Below are 17783 nucleotides of genomic sequence, written 5' to 3'. Positions count from 1 at the left end.
GTTATCTTTTCTTTTTTGTAGTCATAATACGTTGTTCTTGTTTGACTTCTCGCCTGTTTCCCAATGCATCAACTTGATATTTTTTTACATATTCAACATTTTGTATGCCTAAGCTTATTTCACAACTATTAGATGAATTTCTTTTGAAACCATTAAGTTCAGAGTTATCATGACTTTTTAATAAAATAGCCCCAGTACCACTATGTGCAGATACAAAATATCCTACAATATTTTTTGCCTCTTTACTCGCAGTTTTTTTTGTCTGTATTTCTACAAGTTCATCTTTAAATAAAGAAAATTTAAATTGGTAATTTTCATCCATTTCCAGCCACTCTTTGGGAGTACCATCTTTGTTTTTCCCTTGTACAATCGCTTTGTTTGGCAACTCTTTTTTAACAAAGTCTGAAACATACAGAGGTACTACATAATACTTACCATTTTTTTTGTGTTGAAAAATATCTACTCTTGGCATCGTATCATTTTTGGCAAGACTTTTTCCACCATTGAGTACAACCGTTTTCTGCCTACTGCTACCAGCTAAGATGGATGGCTTATCTGATTTTTTATTGGCAATAAATGTCTTAGGGCTATAGATTGTTGCTTCATGAGCTGCACCTGTTACCTTACGTCTAGGAGAATTAGAAACAAATATCTCATCTATACTCTTCTGTACTTCATCTCTAAAGTTTTCCATAGGTGGAATAAATTTAAATTTTTTTGATTTCTCTTTACTTTTTTCATAAGCAAACCCATCTCTTTTTGCAGAGAGTGTAGAGAGCCTCTGTATCTCACTCTGTGTTGCAAATGCGATAATAATCGCATCAACAGCATGATGCAGGTGTGTCTCTCTACTCTTGTTGCCTACTCCCCAATTATGCCTAAGCATATTGGTCAATGTTCCATTTATGGTTACAACATTATTTTTACCTTCACCTCTCAGTTCGAGATTGTTTTCTATAAAGTTTTTGATATATCGAGCCATATAGGCTGTATCGCGTATATTACGTTCTCTAAACTCTTTTTCGGAGTTTTCATCAAAATTCTTTTTTAACAATCTTTGACGTTTTGCTCTATTAAGATTTTTCAACATATTGTTCACGAAAATTTCATAACTATACCAATCTCTATTTATCTCATTAAAATATTCAAAAGGTGTTCGATTTTTCTTGTTTTGATTCTCTTTGGCAAGACATAAGACTTTATTGTTAAGCCCATCATCAAGACTTCGGCTATAAGGTAAAATATGATCTATCTCAGCATATTTTACATCTGATATAAGTTTTTCAGGCTTGATATAGCCTTTTTCTCCCATAAAACCACTATAGGCACAGTACCCATCCTGCTCTTTCCAAAGCCTGAATTTAAGTAATTCGTTGCCTTTTGGTTCCCTTCCAAATTTCTCTATAAAGTCTGCGACAACTGCTTCTTTAAATTTTTGATACTCTTTTTGCCCATCTTCTATTTTTTTTCTATCTTTATGGCTCTTTTTTATCTCTCTTGTGAGCTCAATATGTACACTGTCAAACTGTCCATACTCACGAATGAGTGCATTAATCACTTTTCTTGTTTGTGCAATAGCTCTTTTTACAACAGGGTTTGTAAGTTCTTTCTGTTCATCATTGTTTAATGCACGTAAAAATTTTGCTTTAGTTCCTGATGATTTTTCATACCCTACTGCTGTTACTGCTTCATCATAGCGTTTACCATCTCGCATATGTGGCAGTAACTTATCTAATGCTTTTAAACTAAGATAGATAAACTGATCGAAATTGATCGATGCGATAAGAGCCTCTTTTAAAAGTTCTGTTTCATTTTCGTTAAGCATAGAAAATTCTAAATCACTCAATGCTTCTTGTATCTTCTCATCACTTTTGTGGATAGAAAAAACTGTTGCTATTTCATCCAAAAGTTTTGTATCTTGTGAAATATTATGCCAATGTGTTTTAGAAAGTGTTTTTTCTACCACTTTTCTAAGTGTATGAAAACCTTTAAATGCGCTCACAAACTTTACAGGCTTCTTTTTTAGTACTTCACCTGTCTTTTTATCTATTTCATATTCATCTATATTTTTAAATTTTGAAGTGGGTTCAAGCCCAATAGTCTCTCGTATCTTAATATAGCTTGGCTTTTCACTCTGTCTGCATAGAAGAATAATCTTTTCTAACTCTTCTTTGGTTAATCTCCGATAAGAGCCGTCTTCCAGTTCTATTTTTGTATTAATAAGTTTAGTAAGTGTTACAAACTCTTCTGCACTATAGGTTCTTTTGGCAGCCCTCAGTTCATCTTTTTCAAATGTACATTTTCCCACCATTTTGTCCACAGAAGCAAAGTCTTTTTGTGAAAAAGCTATCTCAACATATTTTTCTTTTATTACATCTGTCGCTAATGTGTTACCAAAAGAACTCTGTTTTTTGAAAATCACTTCTACTTCATCCAAAAGCATCTCTCTTGATACACTATGCGAATAGTCCTTTTCTTTATTTCTTCTTATACCTGTATCTTTGGTTGTCTCATAAATAGCCTGCCCAATGGTTTCATACTCTTTTAACAGTGTTACATTATGCTCAATCGCACCCAAAACCTTTTTGCCTTCACTGTCACTCTTCTCTTCTACTTTTCTATTTGACTTATAGCCTCTTCGTTTTGCAATATGGGTTAATACCCTTGCAAACTCTTCATTGTTCAATACCCTGCTAACAGCTTCAGCTCTAAGCTGCCATACATCCACACGACCTTTTTTACTGTAGATTGTCTTATCGGTTTTCCCTACAAAAAGGTCACCTTCTGTCAAAGAAAAATACTCTATAAAAAGTCTTTTAATAGCTTTCATTCTTTGACGTTTTCTTTTGAGTGTACGTCTTGCTCCTCGTGCCAATCGTCTTGGAAGTGCCAAAGAACTTCCATCTTTAGGATGTTCAGCTTGTGTAAATATACGTACACCACTTTTTATTATCTTGTTTTGTGTAGCATCTTCTTTTGAATAATCTATTACCGCCCATCCAATCGATGCTATCCCTATATCAAGTCCTAAAATCCTCTGATACATCTTCCCCATTTTATCTCCCTTTAAAGAATTTTTGTTTATTATACCTCATAGCTTATTTGTGTGGGGACACGAAAGTGCTATAATAATCGGTTTTGAAGTTCCGAGCAAGGTTGAACTGACATTAAGTTGTCATCCTCAAAAACTTCACCTCTTTATCTCCAATTTCCTTCAAAAATTTAGCAATCTTAATCTAGATATGACATTTTGATATAATACCACAACCCTACGGACACCTATATGTCCATTTCATCCATTTGCCGTAAAAAGTTCTCCACATCTTCCCTCAAAGCAGCCCTAAGCTCTTTTGGTTCTATGACCTGGATGTGAGGTATCCAGTTCTTGATCTCTGGGAGTAGTTCCATGTTGTGTGTTATTTGGTATGTAAAGGTGGCAGTGCCGTCCGTGTGCGGAGACTCCAAAGTCTGGCTTTTGTGCAGAGGAACCTCAAGCAGGTAGCGTTTGGCATAGGCTGAGACATGCAGACGCACCTCAAAAGGTTTTTGACCCGAACTCGTCCAGACGGAGGCTCTGTTGTTGGCTTCCTCTATCTCAGCCTGTGTCAGGTCGTGCGGTACACCGGAAAGAAGCTCGAACTCTCTGATCTTGAGAAAGTCAAAAGGCCTCACTTCACTCCTGACATCATCTTTGGCAAGCAGATACCATTTGCCTTTGGCTGTGTAGAGCTTGACGGGTGAAACGGTTTTGATACTTGAAATACCCTGGTTGTTGGTATATACAAATCGGCATTTACACCCCTTTTCTATACTCTCTATGATCTCTTCTGCGATCTCTTTTGGAATACCGTCATAGGCAATGGCAAATGAGATCACAGGGATACTCTCCTCCGAACCCTGCAGGCAGTCTATACTCAGTCCGGCATTAGAAGCAAAAGAGTGCAGCATTGCTGACGGCAGGCTGTTAAGATGTGCCATCTTTGATGTATCGATACGGTAAATGCCTCTTTTTGAAATAAGAGGAATGATCTTGCCTATCTTTTTCATATCTCTTGAAATGGTTTTTGTACTTACGCCATACTCCATGGCAATACGACTGGCACGAAGCCTCTCAAATGCATACAGACGCTTCAAAATATTCACTATTCGTTCAACAGGTTGTGGGTGTTTTTTATGGCTCATAAAGTGATTATACACAAATAATTTTTCACGCCAAACAAAATTTTTAAATTTTTTTCCAAAACCTCTTGACAAGCAAGTCATTTGGTGCTATAATGCCGTCCACATAAGCAGTTGATGCTTAACGATTGGGGTATCGCCAAGCGGTAAGGCCTCGGTTTTTGGTACCGATATTCGGGGGTTCGAATCCCTCTACCCCATCCACTTGGATATTGTGTCCAAACACTTCTTTTTAATTGTCGCGAGATAGAGCAGTTTGGTAGCTCGTCGGGCTCATAACCCGAAGGTCGGTGGTTCAAATCCGCCTCTCGCAACCAAAACAATCCCACTACATCAACTTTATATAACACAACTTAAAAAAACCATTCATATCATCTTTATTACTTGCTACAAAAAACTACACGTGTATTACACACATTCTATCTACTATAACTATAAGACTATTTAAACAAAAAAGGATCAACAATGACACATCTATTAATGGATCTGCCTTTTGATATGGATGCACTGGAACCTCATATCTCCAAAGAAACAATCCAATATCACTATGGCAAGCACCATGCAGGGTATATCAACAACCTGAACAGACTTATAAAAGGTACCAAATATGAAGATATGAAACTTGAAGATATCATTCAACAAGCCGAAGGCGGTATTTTCAACAATGCGGCACAGGTCTATAACCATGACTTCTATTTTAACGGAATGACGGGCAGAAGCACCACACCTTCAAAAAAACTGCTGGATCACTTCGAAAGGAACTTCGGTTCTCTTGAGGAATTTAAAAAGAGATTTCTGGAGACGGCCGCAGGACTCTTTGGTTCCGGATGGGTATGGTTGAGCATAGACAGTTCCGAATCACTGGTGATCGAACCATTATCCAATGCCGACAATCCCCTGTTGACAAAACACACCCCTTTGCTAACCTGTGATGTATGGGAACATGCCTATTACATTGACTGTAGAAATGCAAGAGCAGACTACCTTGAAAAATGGTGGAACCTGATCAATTGGGATTTTGTTTCACAGAACCTCGAAGCATTCTCTGAGACACGCCATGGATTTTTAGACCCCTGCAACGACAACAGTGAAGTATGTGACTATATAGATACTATAGACAAAATGGAGCATACCAACACCTGAAAACGCAGCTGCTCCAAACAAGAGAGGCAGGAAACCCATACTGCAGAGAGCTGAAAAAATAGAAGCAGTCAGGTACCACAAACCGATAACACCCCTCTGAAGGAGGATATAGATGACCCTAAAAGAGCTGAAGCAATATAACGGAAAGAACGGACGCAAAGCTTATATAGCCTATAAAGGAAACGTGTATGATGTCACAGAGAGTCCTTTATGGAAAGGCGGTATTCACAAAAAAATACATACAGCAGGGGCAGACCTTACGGCATCCATAGAGAAGGCACCCCATTCAGATGAAGTTTTTTCCGGCTTTACAATCGTCGACAGACTGACAGGGAGTGATACCGGAAAAACATACTGGATTGAGTGGTATAGAAAATATCATCCCCATCCTATCTTCGTTCACTTTCCTATTGCACTGCATATTTTTGCAGGCGGACTGGATCTGATATTTCTCTTCTCCCCGGCTGACTCTTATGCCTCAGCTGTTTTCTATACTTTCTTTGCAGCTACAGTCACAGGAGCTCTGGCCATGGTCCCCGGTATTTTAAGCTGGTGGATAAACTACAGCCTTGCCATGACATATATCTTTATTGTAAAGCTGGTACTCTCTATCATTACACTTCTGCTCGGAACAGCTGCGGTTATCCTCTACCTTGATGATCCCAATATCGTCTATACACCCAATCTGCCGGGTATCATTTACCATGCCATCGTACTTATTACAACTGCTACAGTTACAGTTACAGCATACTATGGCGCCAAACTGACCTGGCCTGCAAAGAGGTCAAAATGAATGAAACGAAAGTGCCATTTGAGGCAACGATATCCGATCAGGCCGTATCACTGCCTGAAAAGAGAGAGGAAGAGCTCCCCGGTAGAGACAGCATCTCCATTCTTATCGGAGGGGCTGCGGGTACGGGGATAATGACACTGGAAAAGATCTTGACCGGTGCATTCAAAAGAAGCGGATATTTTGTCTTCTCCACGAAGGAGTATATGTCCAGAGTACGCGGCGGATCGAACACCACACTGCTACGTATTGCTGACGCTCCCGTAAATGCACCCTGCTGGTATACCGATATCTTCATAGCACTGGATACAGATGCCCTCTCCCATGCGCACGAACGCCTTACAGACCACACCATTGTCCTCGCCGATGAAAATATAACACATGAAGAGATAGAGATTACGAAGATACCTGTGTCACGGGCCCTCAAAGAACTTGGAGGCAGACATTATGCAAACAGTTATGTCACCGGTGTCATATTCGGTATTTTCGGTCTGGATGAGGCTGTACTGACTGAAAGCATGGAGGCTTTGTTTGATGAAGAGGAGATACACAAGAATAAAGCAGCAATGCATCAAGGAGTAGTGTACGGCCAAAGTCTGAAAGATCTTCCGTTTCCGAAACTTCCCGGACAGCTCCAGCAAAAGACCAACAGCATGCACTTGATGGACGGCTCTTCCGCATCCGGATTCGGTTTTCTGGCCGGAGGATGCAATATGATAACAGCCTATCCCATGTCCCCTTCTACAGGAGTGCTGAACTTTATGGCTTCTATGTCCGAACATTTTACCCTGCTGGTGGAACAGAGTGAAGATGAGATCGCATCACTGAACATGGTACTGGGCGGATGGTTCGGCGGAGCACGTGCGATGACCTCCACCTCCGGAGGCGGATTTGCACTGATGAGTGAAGCAGTCAGTCTTTCAGGTATGAGCGAGACCCCCGCCGTGATCTATCTTGCACAGCGTCCCGGCCCTGCTACAGGTCTGCCCACACGAAGTGAACAGGGTGACCTTAACCTTGCCATCTACAGCGGACATGGGTATTTCGGACGTATCGTCCTGGCACCCGGAGATCTGCAGGAGTGCATTGACTTCGGCTATCTGGCTTTTGAACTGGCAGACAGGTACCAGATGCCGGTTATCACTCTTTCAGACCAGTATCTGGCTGACTCCATAGGTATGCTCAAAAGGGTTGATTTTTCCGCCTATGTACAGCGGCGTTACATTCTGCCCACCGATGCACTATATGAGCGCTACAAATTCACAGAGAACGGCATTACTCCCCGCGGAGTTCCCGGTTTGGGAGAGGGACTGGTCGTTTCAACCAGTGATGAACATGATGAACGCGGTCAGATCACAGAAAGCTCCCATATGCGTGACAAGATGGTGAAAAAACGGAAAAAAAAGATCTCTTTAGCCATCTTGGAAGCACACTCTCCCAAAGTCATGGGAGAAGGAAGCATTGCAGTGATTGGATGGGGTTCTACCAAAGGTGTGATAACCGAAGTACTCAGGGAACTGGCCGATCCGCGCCTCTTCCAGGTACATTTTGTCTGGGTACACCCACTCGATCCCCGGCACCTGGAGATGCTGAAAGAGACAAAAACCAATATTGTCATAGAGAACAACGTTACAGGAGAGTTCTCGGATATTTTGAAAAAGCATGATATCGACATCCATCACCGTATTCTTCAGGCTGACGGTTTTGCCTTTTTTACAGACCTTCTCAAAGAAAAGCTGTATAACCTTGTGAAGGAGCAGAAATGAAACATCCGCTTGACAGAACAGATATAGACAATGCATGGTGTCCCGGGTGCGGCAATTTTGCAATATTGAAGCTTCTTAAAGAGGTACTGACGGAACTTGAACTCGATCCAAAGAACACGGTGATCGTTTCAGGTATCGGCCAGGCCGCCAAAACACCCTACTACATCGGTACACATATGTTTTGCGGTCTGCATGGACGTGCTCTTCCCGTATCTGCGGCACTGAAGCTGTCAAACCCGGCACTCACCGTCATTGCCGAGGGAGGAGACGGAGATATGTACGGTGAGGGAGGCAACCACTTTCTGCATACCATCAGGCGAAATCCCGATATTGTCCATATCGTACATAACAATATGGTATATGGTCTTACCAAAGGACAGGCATCTCCCACAAGCCAAAAAGGATTCAAAACTCCCGTACAGGTCAAAGGTGTCAACAACGAACCCTTCAACCCTGTTTCGGTCGCTCTTGCACTGAAGGCAGGTTTCGTATCGCGTGTCAATATAGGGAACTACACCCATGCCAAGAGCGTACTCAAAGAGGCATTTCTACACAAAGGATATGCATTGGTCGATGTCTTCCAGCCCTGCGTGGTGTTCAACAAGGTAAATACCTACAAATGGTTCAAAGAGAATACTGCTGAAATAGAAGACTCCCATGACAGCAGCAACCTGCTCTCTGCAATGCAGAAGGCTCTGGAGAATGCCCCTGTCCCCATCGGTATTTTCTATCAAACCATGCAGAGCACCTTTGAAGAAAATCTCCGGGGAGATGATACAAGAGCACTTTACAGCCTATCCCACGACATTGATAAGCTGCAACTGCTCTTTGGAGCATACTGAGACCACAGCATACGGACAGTGATGCAGAATGGCACTCTGCTGTGATCAGGCAACCTGAGCATCTGCGAAGTGTTTAACGTACACAAACCGGAGAAAAAACATAAAACTATTGAAGGATAGGTATCAGCCATGAAAGAGATCGTAAATATTTACAAAATCAATAAAATATCCATAGAAAAATATATACACTCTGTGGTTGAGAGCCTGCCTGTCGACTATATAGGTTCGGCAGGGAAGACACTGAAACAATACCACTTCATACAACTTATGTATGAAGTGGACCAAAAATACATGCAGACGACTCCTACCGTATGTCACAGAGGTAAAGACACCGAAGGATTAGGCAGTGACAAGAGTCACTATTTTAGAAGTCTGAGACTTGATGATAAAGGCGTATATGTGTCCAATCCATATATTCATTACCGCACAGGAAAAGCCAGCATATCTGTAGTTGCAGCTGACAATGACAGATACAGGGTCTTTGATATCGATCTACTCCTGCTGCTGGAGCACCTGCGAATGATAGAGCATAACACGCTTCATGAACACTATAAGAAGGTAGTCTATTCAGTCGGGTCGATATTTTTGTCAATCGTATCCATCATGCTGATCATCTATGGAGGATATGTATTTATTGCTATCATATTTGGTTCAGCCAGCACTGACTTTTTGCAGGATATCTTCAAATCCATTATCTCAATCACATTGGGACTTGCCATATTTGACCTCTCAAAACAGATATTTGAACATGAAGTACTCTTCCAGTCATTTCAGCAGCCTGAAGACAAACAGTATAAAGTACTGGGGAAATTCCTGATCTCGATCGTGATCGCGCTCTCAATAGAGACTTTGATGGTTGTTTTTAAAATCACACTTGATGATTATACCCAGATGCTGGCTGCTTTTTATCTGATAATCGGTACTACATTCATGTTCATTGGTCTGGGTTACTACTATAAAATACTCAGAGGGATTGAGAAAAATGACCGTCAGTAGATACGGTAAATGATCCATAAAAGCTGAACTTTTATCTTCGGTCCGAGAAATAAACAGAGGAGTCGCAGCAAGAGAAGAACAAGCGCTCTTCTCCTTTTTAAGAAGATCACTCCTTCTCTTTTGGAATCTGGAAAACTGCGATCCAGAATCCTGCGATAACAGCCACGATGGCTGTCAAAAGCAGAGCATCACTCTCCTTGATCAGGAAAAGTGCTGCCAGCGCTACGGCTATCAGTATCAATACTATCGAAATATATTTCATTATGCTTCCTCCTTCTTTGTCTCTTCAAGAAGACACTCGTGCGTATCGATCTTCGCCGGCTGATAGATACCAAGCAGTCCCTTGATCCCCACACTCATGATAATATTGTACAGGAAGAGCAGGAACGCTACGAACATCATAAGGCCACATATCCCGGCAAGGATCATATAGGTGTTGTACTCACCGTTATAGTAGATCGTACGTCTCAACATCCCGTCTATTCCTGCCATACCCATAAAGGCACCCATACCGATACCACCGACAAGATGCAGCCAAAAGTGTGCATTGGCAAGCTTTTGCGAATAGAGCTTTACCCCGTTCGTCAAGATCGGAAAGAGTACATAGATCGCCGAATAAAGTGTCATAGTAAGACCTACAAGGATCGCCACATGTACATGGTTACCAATGATCCATTGTGTATTGTGAAGTATCCTGTTCATACCAAGATCCGCCTGAATGATACCGGCCGGTACAGCAAGCATAAAGCCTAAAAGACCACCAAGAAGGAACTTGAGTTCGTTCGTCATCTTAAGCGGTTTTGCACGATAAAGCGTCACAAGTGTGATATAGACAGCAAGCCCCTGTGTGATCAGCTCGAATGCTGTAACCATCTCACCGGAAAAGACTTTCAGGAAATTTGACTGACCCTGGTCTGACATCAGGTGGTGCGACCATACTGTCCAGGATACAACCATCTCCAAAAAGAGTGCTGCACGGGCAATGTTCTGCATAAAGAGCTCTTTACCGGAGATAAGCATCGCAAGCAGATACCACGTACCGGCGACAAAAACAAGTACCAGTCCGTCAGCTACCAGGTCAAGTCCCCACCAGAAGATATTCTTGTACAGCAGTGCATCTACCCAGGTATCTTTCAGGTCCATCCCAAACAGTCCGTTACCAACAAGATAGATCAGTATCAGTACGCCGGCTGTTGAGATCACTACTGCATTCAGACCGACATCGATCGTTCCTCTTGAGATCGCAGCAATAGGCAGAGGAACAAGATGTTCCTCTTTTTTGCGTTTAAAGAAGTTCGTCAATCCTGTAATACCCAGAGCAGACTTCATCAACGCCATAGCAGGTTGTTTTTCCCAGCCTTTTGGCGTATAGACGATCGTTTTGAAAATATTGTACGTATATGCAAATGTACCGACCATGATCCCTACAACACCGACAATATAGACAATACCGCCGATCGCCTTGAACTGTGACATATCTGCCGGCAGCGGCCAGTAGAGTGTGTAGAGCGGTGCATAGGAAAACAAAAATCCTGCTGTCCACATAATAAGCGTTCCTGCGGCAATCGATATCCATGAAAGGTTCGCAAGTTTCAACGAGTAGATCGGCTTCTTCATCAAATAGGGTGTCAGGAACAGAAATGCCCCGAACACGATCATGTATGAAGATCCGAATATCCCGACCATAGGGTGTACCGTCATGATGGAAAAGAAGTGTGTCTCGTCAATGAACGGCAGAGGTTTGATCTCATATGCTCGCATGATCATCCCTTCAAGTGCCGCCAAACCGTAATAGAGAAGACCTATTACTACAAATCGCATTGCGATCTTCTGCATAGGGGTCATCTTTTCGGCTTTCAGTCCGCCTTCATGCCCCTCAATCAATGTATTCATAAAACTCATATTCACTCACCTCCTTTCATTGCATACTTGTCATCTTCTTTGCACCCGCTCACAACGATCGCATCTTCTATGATCATCTGTGCTCCCTTGGGTCCGGAATACTCGGTAGAACGTACACTGTAGGTACCGTTCTTGTGAAAGATCCACATCAGGTCATTTCTGCTTCCCGGTACCACCTGCATTTGTGCCACCATAGTATTGTTCTGTCTGAAAATACCAAATCCGTAGGTCAGATCATCACTGTGCGCATCAAAAACCACATATTTGCCGCAAGGGACTTTCATTGGTTTTTCATTTGGAATGATCTTGTGGTCTCTGTAGGTAATATCAAACGTTTTTTCTGCTTTGATATTGGCTCTGTTAAGATCCATAGGTACCCATGGAACGACATTGTATGTTAAAAAGTGCATCCCTGTACCAATAACGATCAGTGATGCCACATAGGCCCAGAAAATACCTTTCTTTGCAGGTTTTACCTCCCCTTTTTGTGTAATACGATATCCGAAATAGGCAATAACGGATATTACTGCCAGGGCATAGATCGTATATATCAGTTTGAGTGCTGCCAGCACATCAATCGAATCTGCCATAGTCTCTTCTCCTAAAATAATTTTGACCTCAGTATTCTATGAGGATGGGAGAGTAAAAAAGTTGATTTAAATCAAATATTTATACAGCCATGTGATTAAATTTTATACAATTAAGTGGTATATTATAATCCAAAATTATGACTTTGTTCAAAAATAGATCAATTATCTATATTACTATTATCAGGCAGACAAAATATGTTTTTCATATAGGGAGAGGTAAAAAATATACGGTATGATTTTTGGAAAGAAGAAAACAGAGAGAACCTAGTGCTCTCTCTGCAAAGATCAGGAGATGTTGACAACAACCTCTCCGTTCTGTACGTCGAACTCGACGCTGCTGCCTTCGACCACCCTGTCTTCCAGGATAAGTTCGGCAAGTCTGTCCTCAACCACTTCATAGAGTGCTCTCTTAAGCGGTCGGGCACCATAGACAGGGTCAAACCCTGCTTCTGCAATATATTTTTTGGCAGCCGGTGTGAGTGTGATCTTGATATCACGCTCAGCCAGTTTCTTCTGGATACCCTTGAAGAGAATATCCACGATGTTTGTAATAGCATCCAGGTCAAGCGGATTGAAGATCACAATGTCATCCAGACGGTTGAGGAACTCCGGCTTGAAATGGAGTTTCAACTCGTCATTGACCGCTTTTCTTCTATCTTCAGGGTCTTTGAACTCCATGATCTTGTCTGACGCAATGTTCGACGTCATAATAATAATGGTGTTCTTAAAGTCTACAGTGACCCCTTTGTTGTCTGTCAGACGTCCATCGTCAAGCACCTGCAGAAGGGTATTGAAGACATCAGGATGTGCCTTCTCTATCTCATCGAAAAGAACGACAGAGTAAGGCTTTCTTCTGACAGCTTCGGTAAGCTGACCGCCCTCTTCGTACCCGACATATCCCGGAGGTGCACCAACAAGTCTGCTGGCAGCGTGTTTCTCCATGTATTCACTCATATCAATACGGATAAGTGATCTCTCAGAGTCAAAGAGGAACTTTGCCAATGTCTTGGCCACCTGTGTCTTACCGACACCGGTAGGCCCAAGGAACATGAAGCTGCCGATCGGTCTGTTCACATCGCTAAGGCCGGCTTTGTTACGCTTGATCGCACGTGCAACTGCTTTAAGCGCCTCTTCCTGACCTACGACTTCCTCTTTGAGTACATCTTCGATATGCAGGATCTTGTCTTTTTCACTCTGCAGCATCTTGTTGACCGGAATACCTGTCCATCTGCTTATGATACTTGCGATCATCTCTTCATCGACCGAGTTCTTGAGGAGTGTCCCCTCTTTCATCATGGCAGACCACTTCTCTTCAAGTGCTTGGAGTCTCTTCTGCTCCTGTGGGATCTGACCATACTCGATCTCTGCCGCTTTGTTGAAATCACCTTCACGTTTTACAGTCTCTGCCTGATGCTTGAGCGACTCTATCTTGCTTTTAGCCTCGGCAATCTCATTGAAGACCGCTTTTTCATTCTCAAACTGGTTCTGCAGTCCTACACGTCTCTCTTCCAGATCAGCAAGCTCTTTTTCGATCTCCTCAAGACGAGCGGCGTTCTTCCCGCTCTCTTCCATTTTGAGCGCCTCTTTTTCTACCTGGAGGGTAGAGATCTCACGTTTGATCTTCGCAAGTTCGGTCGGCTCACTCTCGATCTGCATCTTCAGCTCTGCCGCTGCCTCATCTATAAGATCGATCGCTTTGTCCGGCAGGAACCTGTCGGTAATGTAACGATCTGAAAGCTTGGCTGCCGCCACCAGTGCACCATCGGTGATAACAACATTATGGTGGGTCTCAAGTCTGTCCTTGATCCCTCTGAGTATCTGTAATGCCTCATTGATACTCGGCTCATCAACTTTGACAGGCTGGAAACGTCTTTGAAGTGCGGCATCTTTCTCAAAATACTTTCTGTACTCTTTGAGTGTAGTCGCACCTATGGTATGAAGCTCCCCGCGAGCCAATGCCGGTTTCAGAATATTGGCAGCATCCATACTTCCTTCGCTCGCACCTGCTCCGACAATGGTATGTATCTCATCAATAAAGAGGATGATATTCGCTGCTTCCTTGACTTCGTCAACAACTGCTTTAAGCCTGTCCTCGAACTCTCCTCTGTACTTTGCACCGGCGATCAGTCGACTCATATCCAAAGAGATCACCCTCATATTCTGTAAACTGAGCGGTACCTCCTTATTGACGATACGCTGTGCCAACCCTTCCACAATGGCTGTTTTACCGGTACCAGGCTCCCCGATAAGGATCGGGTTGTTTTTGGTCTTTCGGATCAGGATCTGCATCACCCGCTGTACCTCTTCATCGCGCCCAATGACCGGATCAAGCTCACCGTCAATTGCTTTCTGGTTCAGATCTATCCCGTACTGTGCCAATGCTTCAAGCGTTTCATCTGCAGACTGCGAATCGATCTGCTTGCCGCCGCGGATCGACTCCAATGTCTTCCTGAACTCGGATATATCAACATATTTGCCAAGTACATCCCGTATAAAACTCTCATTGGTGTTGGCGACAAGCCAGGTATCGACGGCCAGGTACTGGTCACCGTTTGCTGTCATAACCCCTTCGGCATTCTGCAAAGAACGCACCAGGTTCTGCCCAAGCTTAATATTCTCTTTTGTTACAGTTGAAACTGCAGGCAGTTTACCTGCCAGACTCTTGGCTTCAAGCTCTATAGCTGCCTTGTCGACATTCATTTTGTTGAGGGCTTGATGTAAAATAGAGTTACTGTTGGTTAACAATGCCCAGATAAGATGAATCGGTTCTACTTCCTGGTTTTTATTATGCAATGCAAGTGAAACCCCCGATTCAATGGTCTCTTGCATTTGGTTGGTCAACTTTTCTAAAATACTCATAGCGACTCCCTTTTTATAAATAAATTTTACATATTATACAACTTTAGTCACTTCTTGTCAAGTTTCTTAACAAATTTAATTCAATTTTTCCTGAATCTTGTTTATCTGCCCTATCTGCACGCTTCAAAAAAATTTATATTTCATTATCGATGATCCATAAAAAAAGCGTACATCGTTTACTGCACTGACCCGTTGTCGATTTAACTACCATTTACTATAGATTACTATAGTTATAAAACAGCAACCTCTTAGTGAGATTTCTATAAAATAACAAACTAATTTACGGAGCATATCATCTTATGATCAAAAAAAGTAAAAAAATCATTTTTGCCGGTCTGGTATCAACCTTGACAGCTGCTTATCTTTTCGGTTCTTTTGCACAGGCACAGGAGACCAAAGAGTCAACAGCCAAAGAGAAACTCGAAGCCTATATCAAGTTTACCCAGATCCTCAATGTGATCGAAAAAGAGTATGTTGACGAGGTCAACACCTCTACACTCGTTGACAAGGCGCTTAAAGGGCTGATGACCAATCTCGATGCTCACTCCAACTACATGGACAGAAAATCCTATAAAGAACTCACCGTACAGACCAAAGGAGAGTTCGGAGGACTCGGTATCTCTGTAGGTATGAAAGACGGTGCCCTTACGGTCATCGCTCCGCTCGAAGGCACTCCAGCCATGAAAGCAGGGGTCAAAGCCGGTGACATCATTCTAAAGATCGATGACAAAGCGACCATAGGTATGAACATTGATGAAGCCGTCAAACTGATGCGCGGCAAACCGGGAACCGATATCCTCTTGACCATTGTTCGTAAAAAAGAGCCTAAGCCCCTTCGTATCAAGATCACCAGAGACATCATCAAGATCGATTCAGTCTATGACAAAACGATCCAGGATGCCGACGGCATACTTTATCTTCATATTACATCATTCGACCAGAAAGTGGTAGAGAGTGTCAAAAAAGCAATTGCAGAACACAACAATACCAGAGGGATCATTATGGATCTTCGCAACAATCCCGGAGGATTGCTCGACCAGGCGACCGGTCTTGTCGATATGTTCGTGGAAGAAGGTGTGATCGTCAGTCAAAAAGGGAAAAGCCGTTTTGAGAATGTCGAGTATAAAGCGACCCCAAAAGGTACCGATACCCACACACCTATCATTGTACTGGTCAACGGAGGTTCAGCCTCTGCCAGTGAGATCGTTGCAGGGGCACTGCAGGATTTCAAACGCGCTGTGGTCGTAGGCGAAAAGACCTTCGGCAAAGGGTCGGTCCAGGTCGTTATGCCAATAGGAAAGGATGAAGCTCTCAAACTCACCGTCGCCCGTTACTATCTGCCAAGCGGACGTACCATTCAGGCAAAAGGCGTTACACCTGATATTATCGTACATCTTGGAAAGATCGACTATACCGATGATCCTGTCCTGCTCAAAGAGAAAGATCTGAAAAAACATCTTGAGAATGAACTTGAGAAGATAGATACAGAAGCACCCAAAACAGAAAAAGCAAATAATAATGAAAAGAGCAATGCTGCAGAAGAGAACAAAACACTGATCACAGAAAAGATGCTCTATGATGATGCACAGCTAAAAAGCGCTGTAGACATTCTCAAAGCACTTATCATTACACAGAAAGGAACAAAGTAAATGGAAAAAAAGTCACTCGTTTATGAAGGGAAGGCAAAGAAGATCTGGTCTACAGAAGACGAGAAGCTCTACATCTCTGAATTTAAAGACGATCTCACAGCATTTAACGGAGAGAAGAAATCAAGTGAAGAGGGAAAAGGAGCACTGAACAACAAGATCTCTACAGAACTTTTCAGATACCTCAATAACAAAGGGATCCCGACACACTTTGTTGATATGCTCGATGACAGTCATATGCTCCATAAAAAAGCTGATGTCATCCTCATCGAGGTGATAGTAAGAAATATCGCAACCGGAAGTCTCAGCAGAAACCTTGGTATTGAAGACGGGAAAGTACTTCCATTTACATTGGTGGAATTTGACTACAAGAACGATGAACTGGGCGACCCTAAACTCAATGACCAGCACTGCCTTATTCTGGAACTTGTAAATGATGTATCAGAACTGGAATACATCCGCTATATGGCAAGACGTATCAATGATCTGCTGAAAGCATTCTATGCAGAGAGAGGCTTGACCCTGGTAGACTTCAAACTTGAATTCGGCCGTGACATGGACGGCAACATCATTCTCATTGATGAACTCAGTCCTGACAACTTCAGACTCTGGGATTCAGAAAGCGGTGAAAGTATGGACAAAGACCGTTTCAGAAAGGGACTTGGCGGACTGAAAGTAGCATACGAAGAGGTACTTAACAGAATTCTCGGCACAAAATAGTACCCGTGATCACACCGGTACAATGAGCCTTTCGCTGAAAGAGTACAGCGTTAGCATAGCAAACTTGGACCCTGTTCAAGTTGCGTTATAATAAAAGGAAGGAAAAAATAATGACAACAGCAATCGTGAACGTATTTTTGAAAGAAGGGGTACTTGACCCGCAGGGTAAAGCAGCACACCATGCACTGGACTCACTCGGATTTGAAGGGGTTAAAGATGTTCGCATCGGAAAACAGATCGTTCTTCAACTTGATACCGACAAAGAAAAAGCTGAACAGGAGGTCAAAGAGATGTGTGAGACACTGCTTGCCAATACAGTTATAGAAGATTACAGCATAGAGATCAGATAA

14 protein-coding genes and 2 tRNA genes are annotated in these 17783 nt (G+C 42.6%); 10 read left to right on the top strand and 6 right to left on the bottom strand.

Annotated elements, in window-relative coordinates; all coding sequences use genetic code 11:
- Position 1: 1 nt before the first annotated feature.
- Positions 2–3055, bottom strand: coding sequence for a type II CRISPR RNA-guided endonuclease Cas9 (gene cas9, locus IMZ28_RS05260; protein WP_197549689.1), 3054 nt, complete (start codon positions 3053–3055; stop codon positions 2–4).
- Between the two features lie 224 nt (positions 3056–3279).
- Positions 3280–4182, bottom strand: a complete 903-nt coding sequence (locus IMZ28_RS05255) for a helix-turn-helix transcriptional regulator (protein WP_197549688.1) — start codon at positions 4180–4182, stop codon at positions 3280–3282.
- A 126-nt stretch (positions 4183–4308) separates the two neighbouring features.
- Between IMZ28_RS05255 and IMZ28_RS05250 the strand changes: the two genes are divergently transcribed.
- From IMZ28_RS05250 to IMZ28_RS05225, 7 genes are all read left to right on the top strand, one after another.
- Positions 4309–4383: transfer RNA gene (locus IMZ28_RS05250), tRNA-Gln, on the top strand.
- A gap of 36 nt (positions 4384–4419) precedes the next feature.
- Positions 4420–4496: transfer RNA gene (locus IMZ28_RS05245), tRNA-Met, on the top strand.
- Positions 4497–4644: 148 nt separating this feature from the next.
- Positions 4645–5322: a superoxide dismutase gene (locus tag IMZ28_RS05240; RefSeq protein ID WP_197549687.1), complete on the top strand. Its 678-nt coding sequence runs from the start codon at positions 4645–4647 to the stop codon at positions 5320–5322.
- A gap of 112 nt (positions 5323–5434) precedes the next feature.
- Positions 5435–6115, top strand: a complete 681-nt coding sequence (locus IMZ28_RS10980; protein WP_232087522.1) for a DUF2231 domain-containing protein — start codon at positions 5435–5437, stop codon at positions 6113–6115.
- Complete coding sequence (locus tag IMZ28_RS05235; RefSeq protein ID WP_232087521.1) at positions 6112–7878, top strand: 2-oxoacid:acceptor oxidoreductase subunit alpha; 1767 nt, start codon at positions 6112–6114, stop codon at positions 7876–7878. Before IMZ28_RS10980 ends, IMZ28_RS05235 begins: the two co-directional genes overlap by 4 nt.
- Positions 7875–8720, top strand: coding sequence for a thiamine pyrophosphate-dependent enzyme (locus IMZ28_RS05230; RefSeq protein WP_197549686.1), 846 nt, complete (start codon positions 7875–7877; stop codon positions 8718–8720). Before IMZ28_RS05235 ends, IMZ28_RS05230 begins: the two co-directional genes overlap by 4 nt.
- A gap of 129 nt (positions 8721–8849) precedes the next feature.
- Positions 8850–9716, top strand: a complete 867-nt coding sequence (locus IMZ28_RS05225) for a hypothetical protein (protein ID WP_197549685.1) — start codon at positions 8850–8852, stop codon at positions 9714–9716.
- Between the two features lie 106 nt (positions 9717–9822).
- Here the strand turns inward: IMZ28_RS05225 and IMZ28_RS05220 are convergent, their stop codons facing one another.
- The 4 genes from IMZ28_RS05220 to IMZ28_RS05205 form a co-directional block, all read right to left on the bottom strand.
- Positions 9823–9978: a hypothetical protein gene (locus tag IMZ28_RS05220; protein ID WP_197549684.1), complete on the bottom strand. Its 156-nt coding sequence runs from the start codon at positions 9976–9978 to the stop codon at positions 9823–9825.
- A complete protein-coding gene (locus IMZ28_RS05215) occupies positions 9978–11618 on the bottom strand; it encodes a cbb3-type cytochrome c oxidase subunit I (protein ID WP_197549683.1) in 1641 nt (546 codons plus the stop codon). Before IMZ28_RS05215 ends, IMZ28_RS05220 begins: the two co-directional genes overlap by 1 nt.
- Positions 11619–11620: 2 nt before the next feature.
- Positions 11621–12208, bottom strand: a complete 588-nt coding sequence (locus IMZ28_RS05210; RefSeq protein WP_197549682.1) for a cytochrome C oxidase subunit II — start codon at positions 12206–12208, stop codon at positions 11621–11623.
- A gap of 285 nt (positions 12209–12493) precedes the next feature.
- Positions 12494–15067, bottom strand: coding sequence for an ATP-dependent Clp protease ATP-binding subunit (locus tag IMZ28_RS05205; protein ID WP_197549681.1), 2574 nt, complete (start codon positions 15065–15067; stop codon positions 12494–12496).
- A 299-nt stretch (positions 15068–15366) separates the two neighbouring features.
- On the opposite strand from IMZ28_RS05205, the gene IMZ28_RS05200 reads away from it, so the two are divergent.
- The 3 genes from IMZ28_RS05200 (at position 15367) to purS (ending at position 17783) form a co-directional block, all read left to right on the top strand.
- A complete protein-coding gene (locus IMZ28_RS05200; RefSeq protein ID WP_197549680.1) occupies positions 15367–16716 on the top strand; it encodes a S41 family peptidase in 1350 nt (449 codons plus the stop codon).
- On the top strand, positions 16717–17433 hold the full coding sequence (gene purC, locus IMZ28_RS05195) for a phosphoribosylaminoimidazolesuccinocarboxamide synthase (protein WP_197549679.1): 717 nt from the start codon (positions 16717–16719) through the stop codon (positions 17431–17433).
- Between the two features lie 110 nt (positions 17434–17543).
- Complete coding sequence (purS, locus tag IMZ28_RS05190) at positions 17544–17783, top strand: phosphoribosylformylglycinamidine synthase subunit PurS (protein WP_197549678.1); 240 nt, start codon at positions 17544–17546, stop codon at positions 17781–17783.

This window comes from Sulfurovum indicum (assembly GCF_014931715.1).
GTDB classification, from domain to species: domain Bacteria; phylum Campylobacterota; class Campylobacteria; order Campylobacterales; family Sulfurovaceae; genus Sulfurovum; species Sulfurovum indicum.
This window is presented reverse-complemented; position numbering and strand designations above follow the sequence as displayed.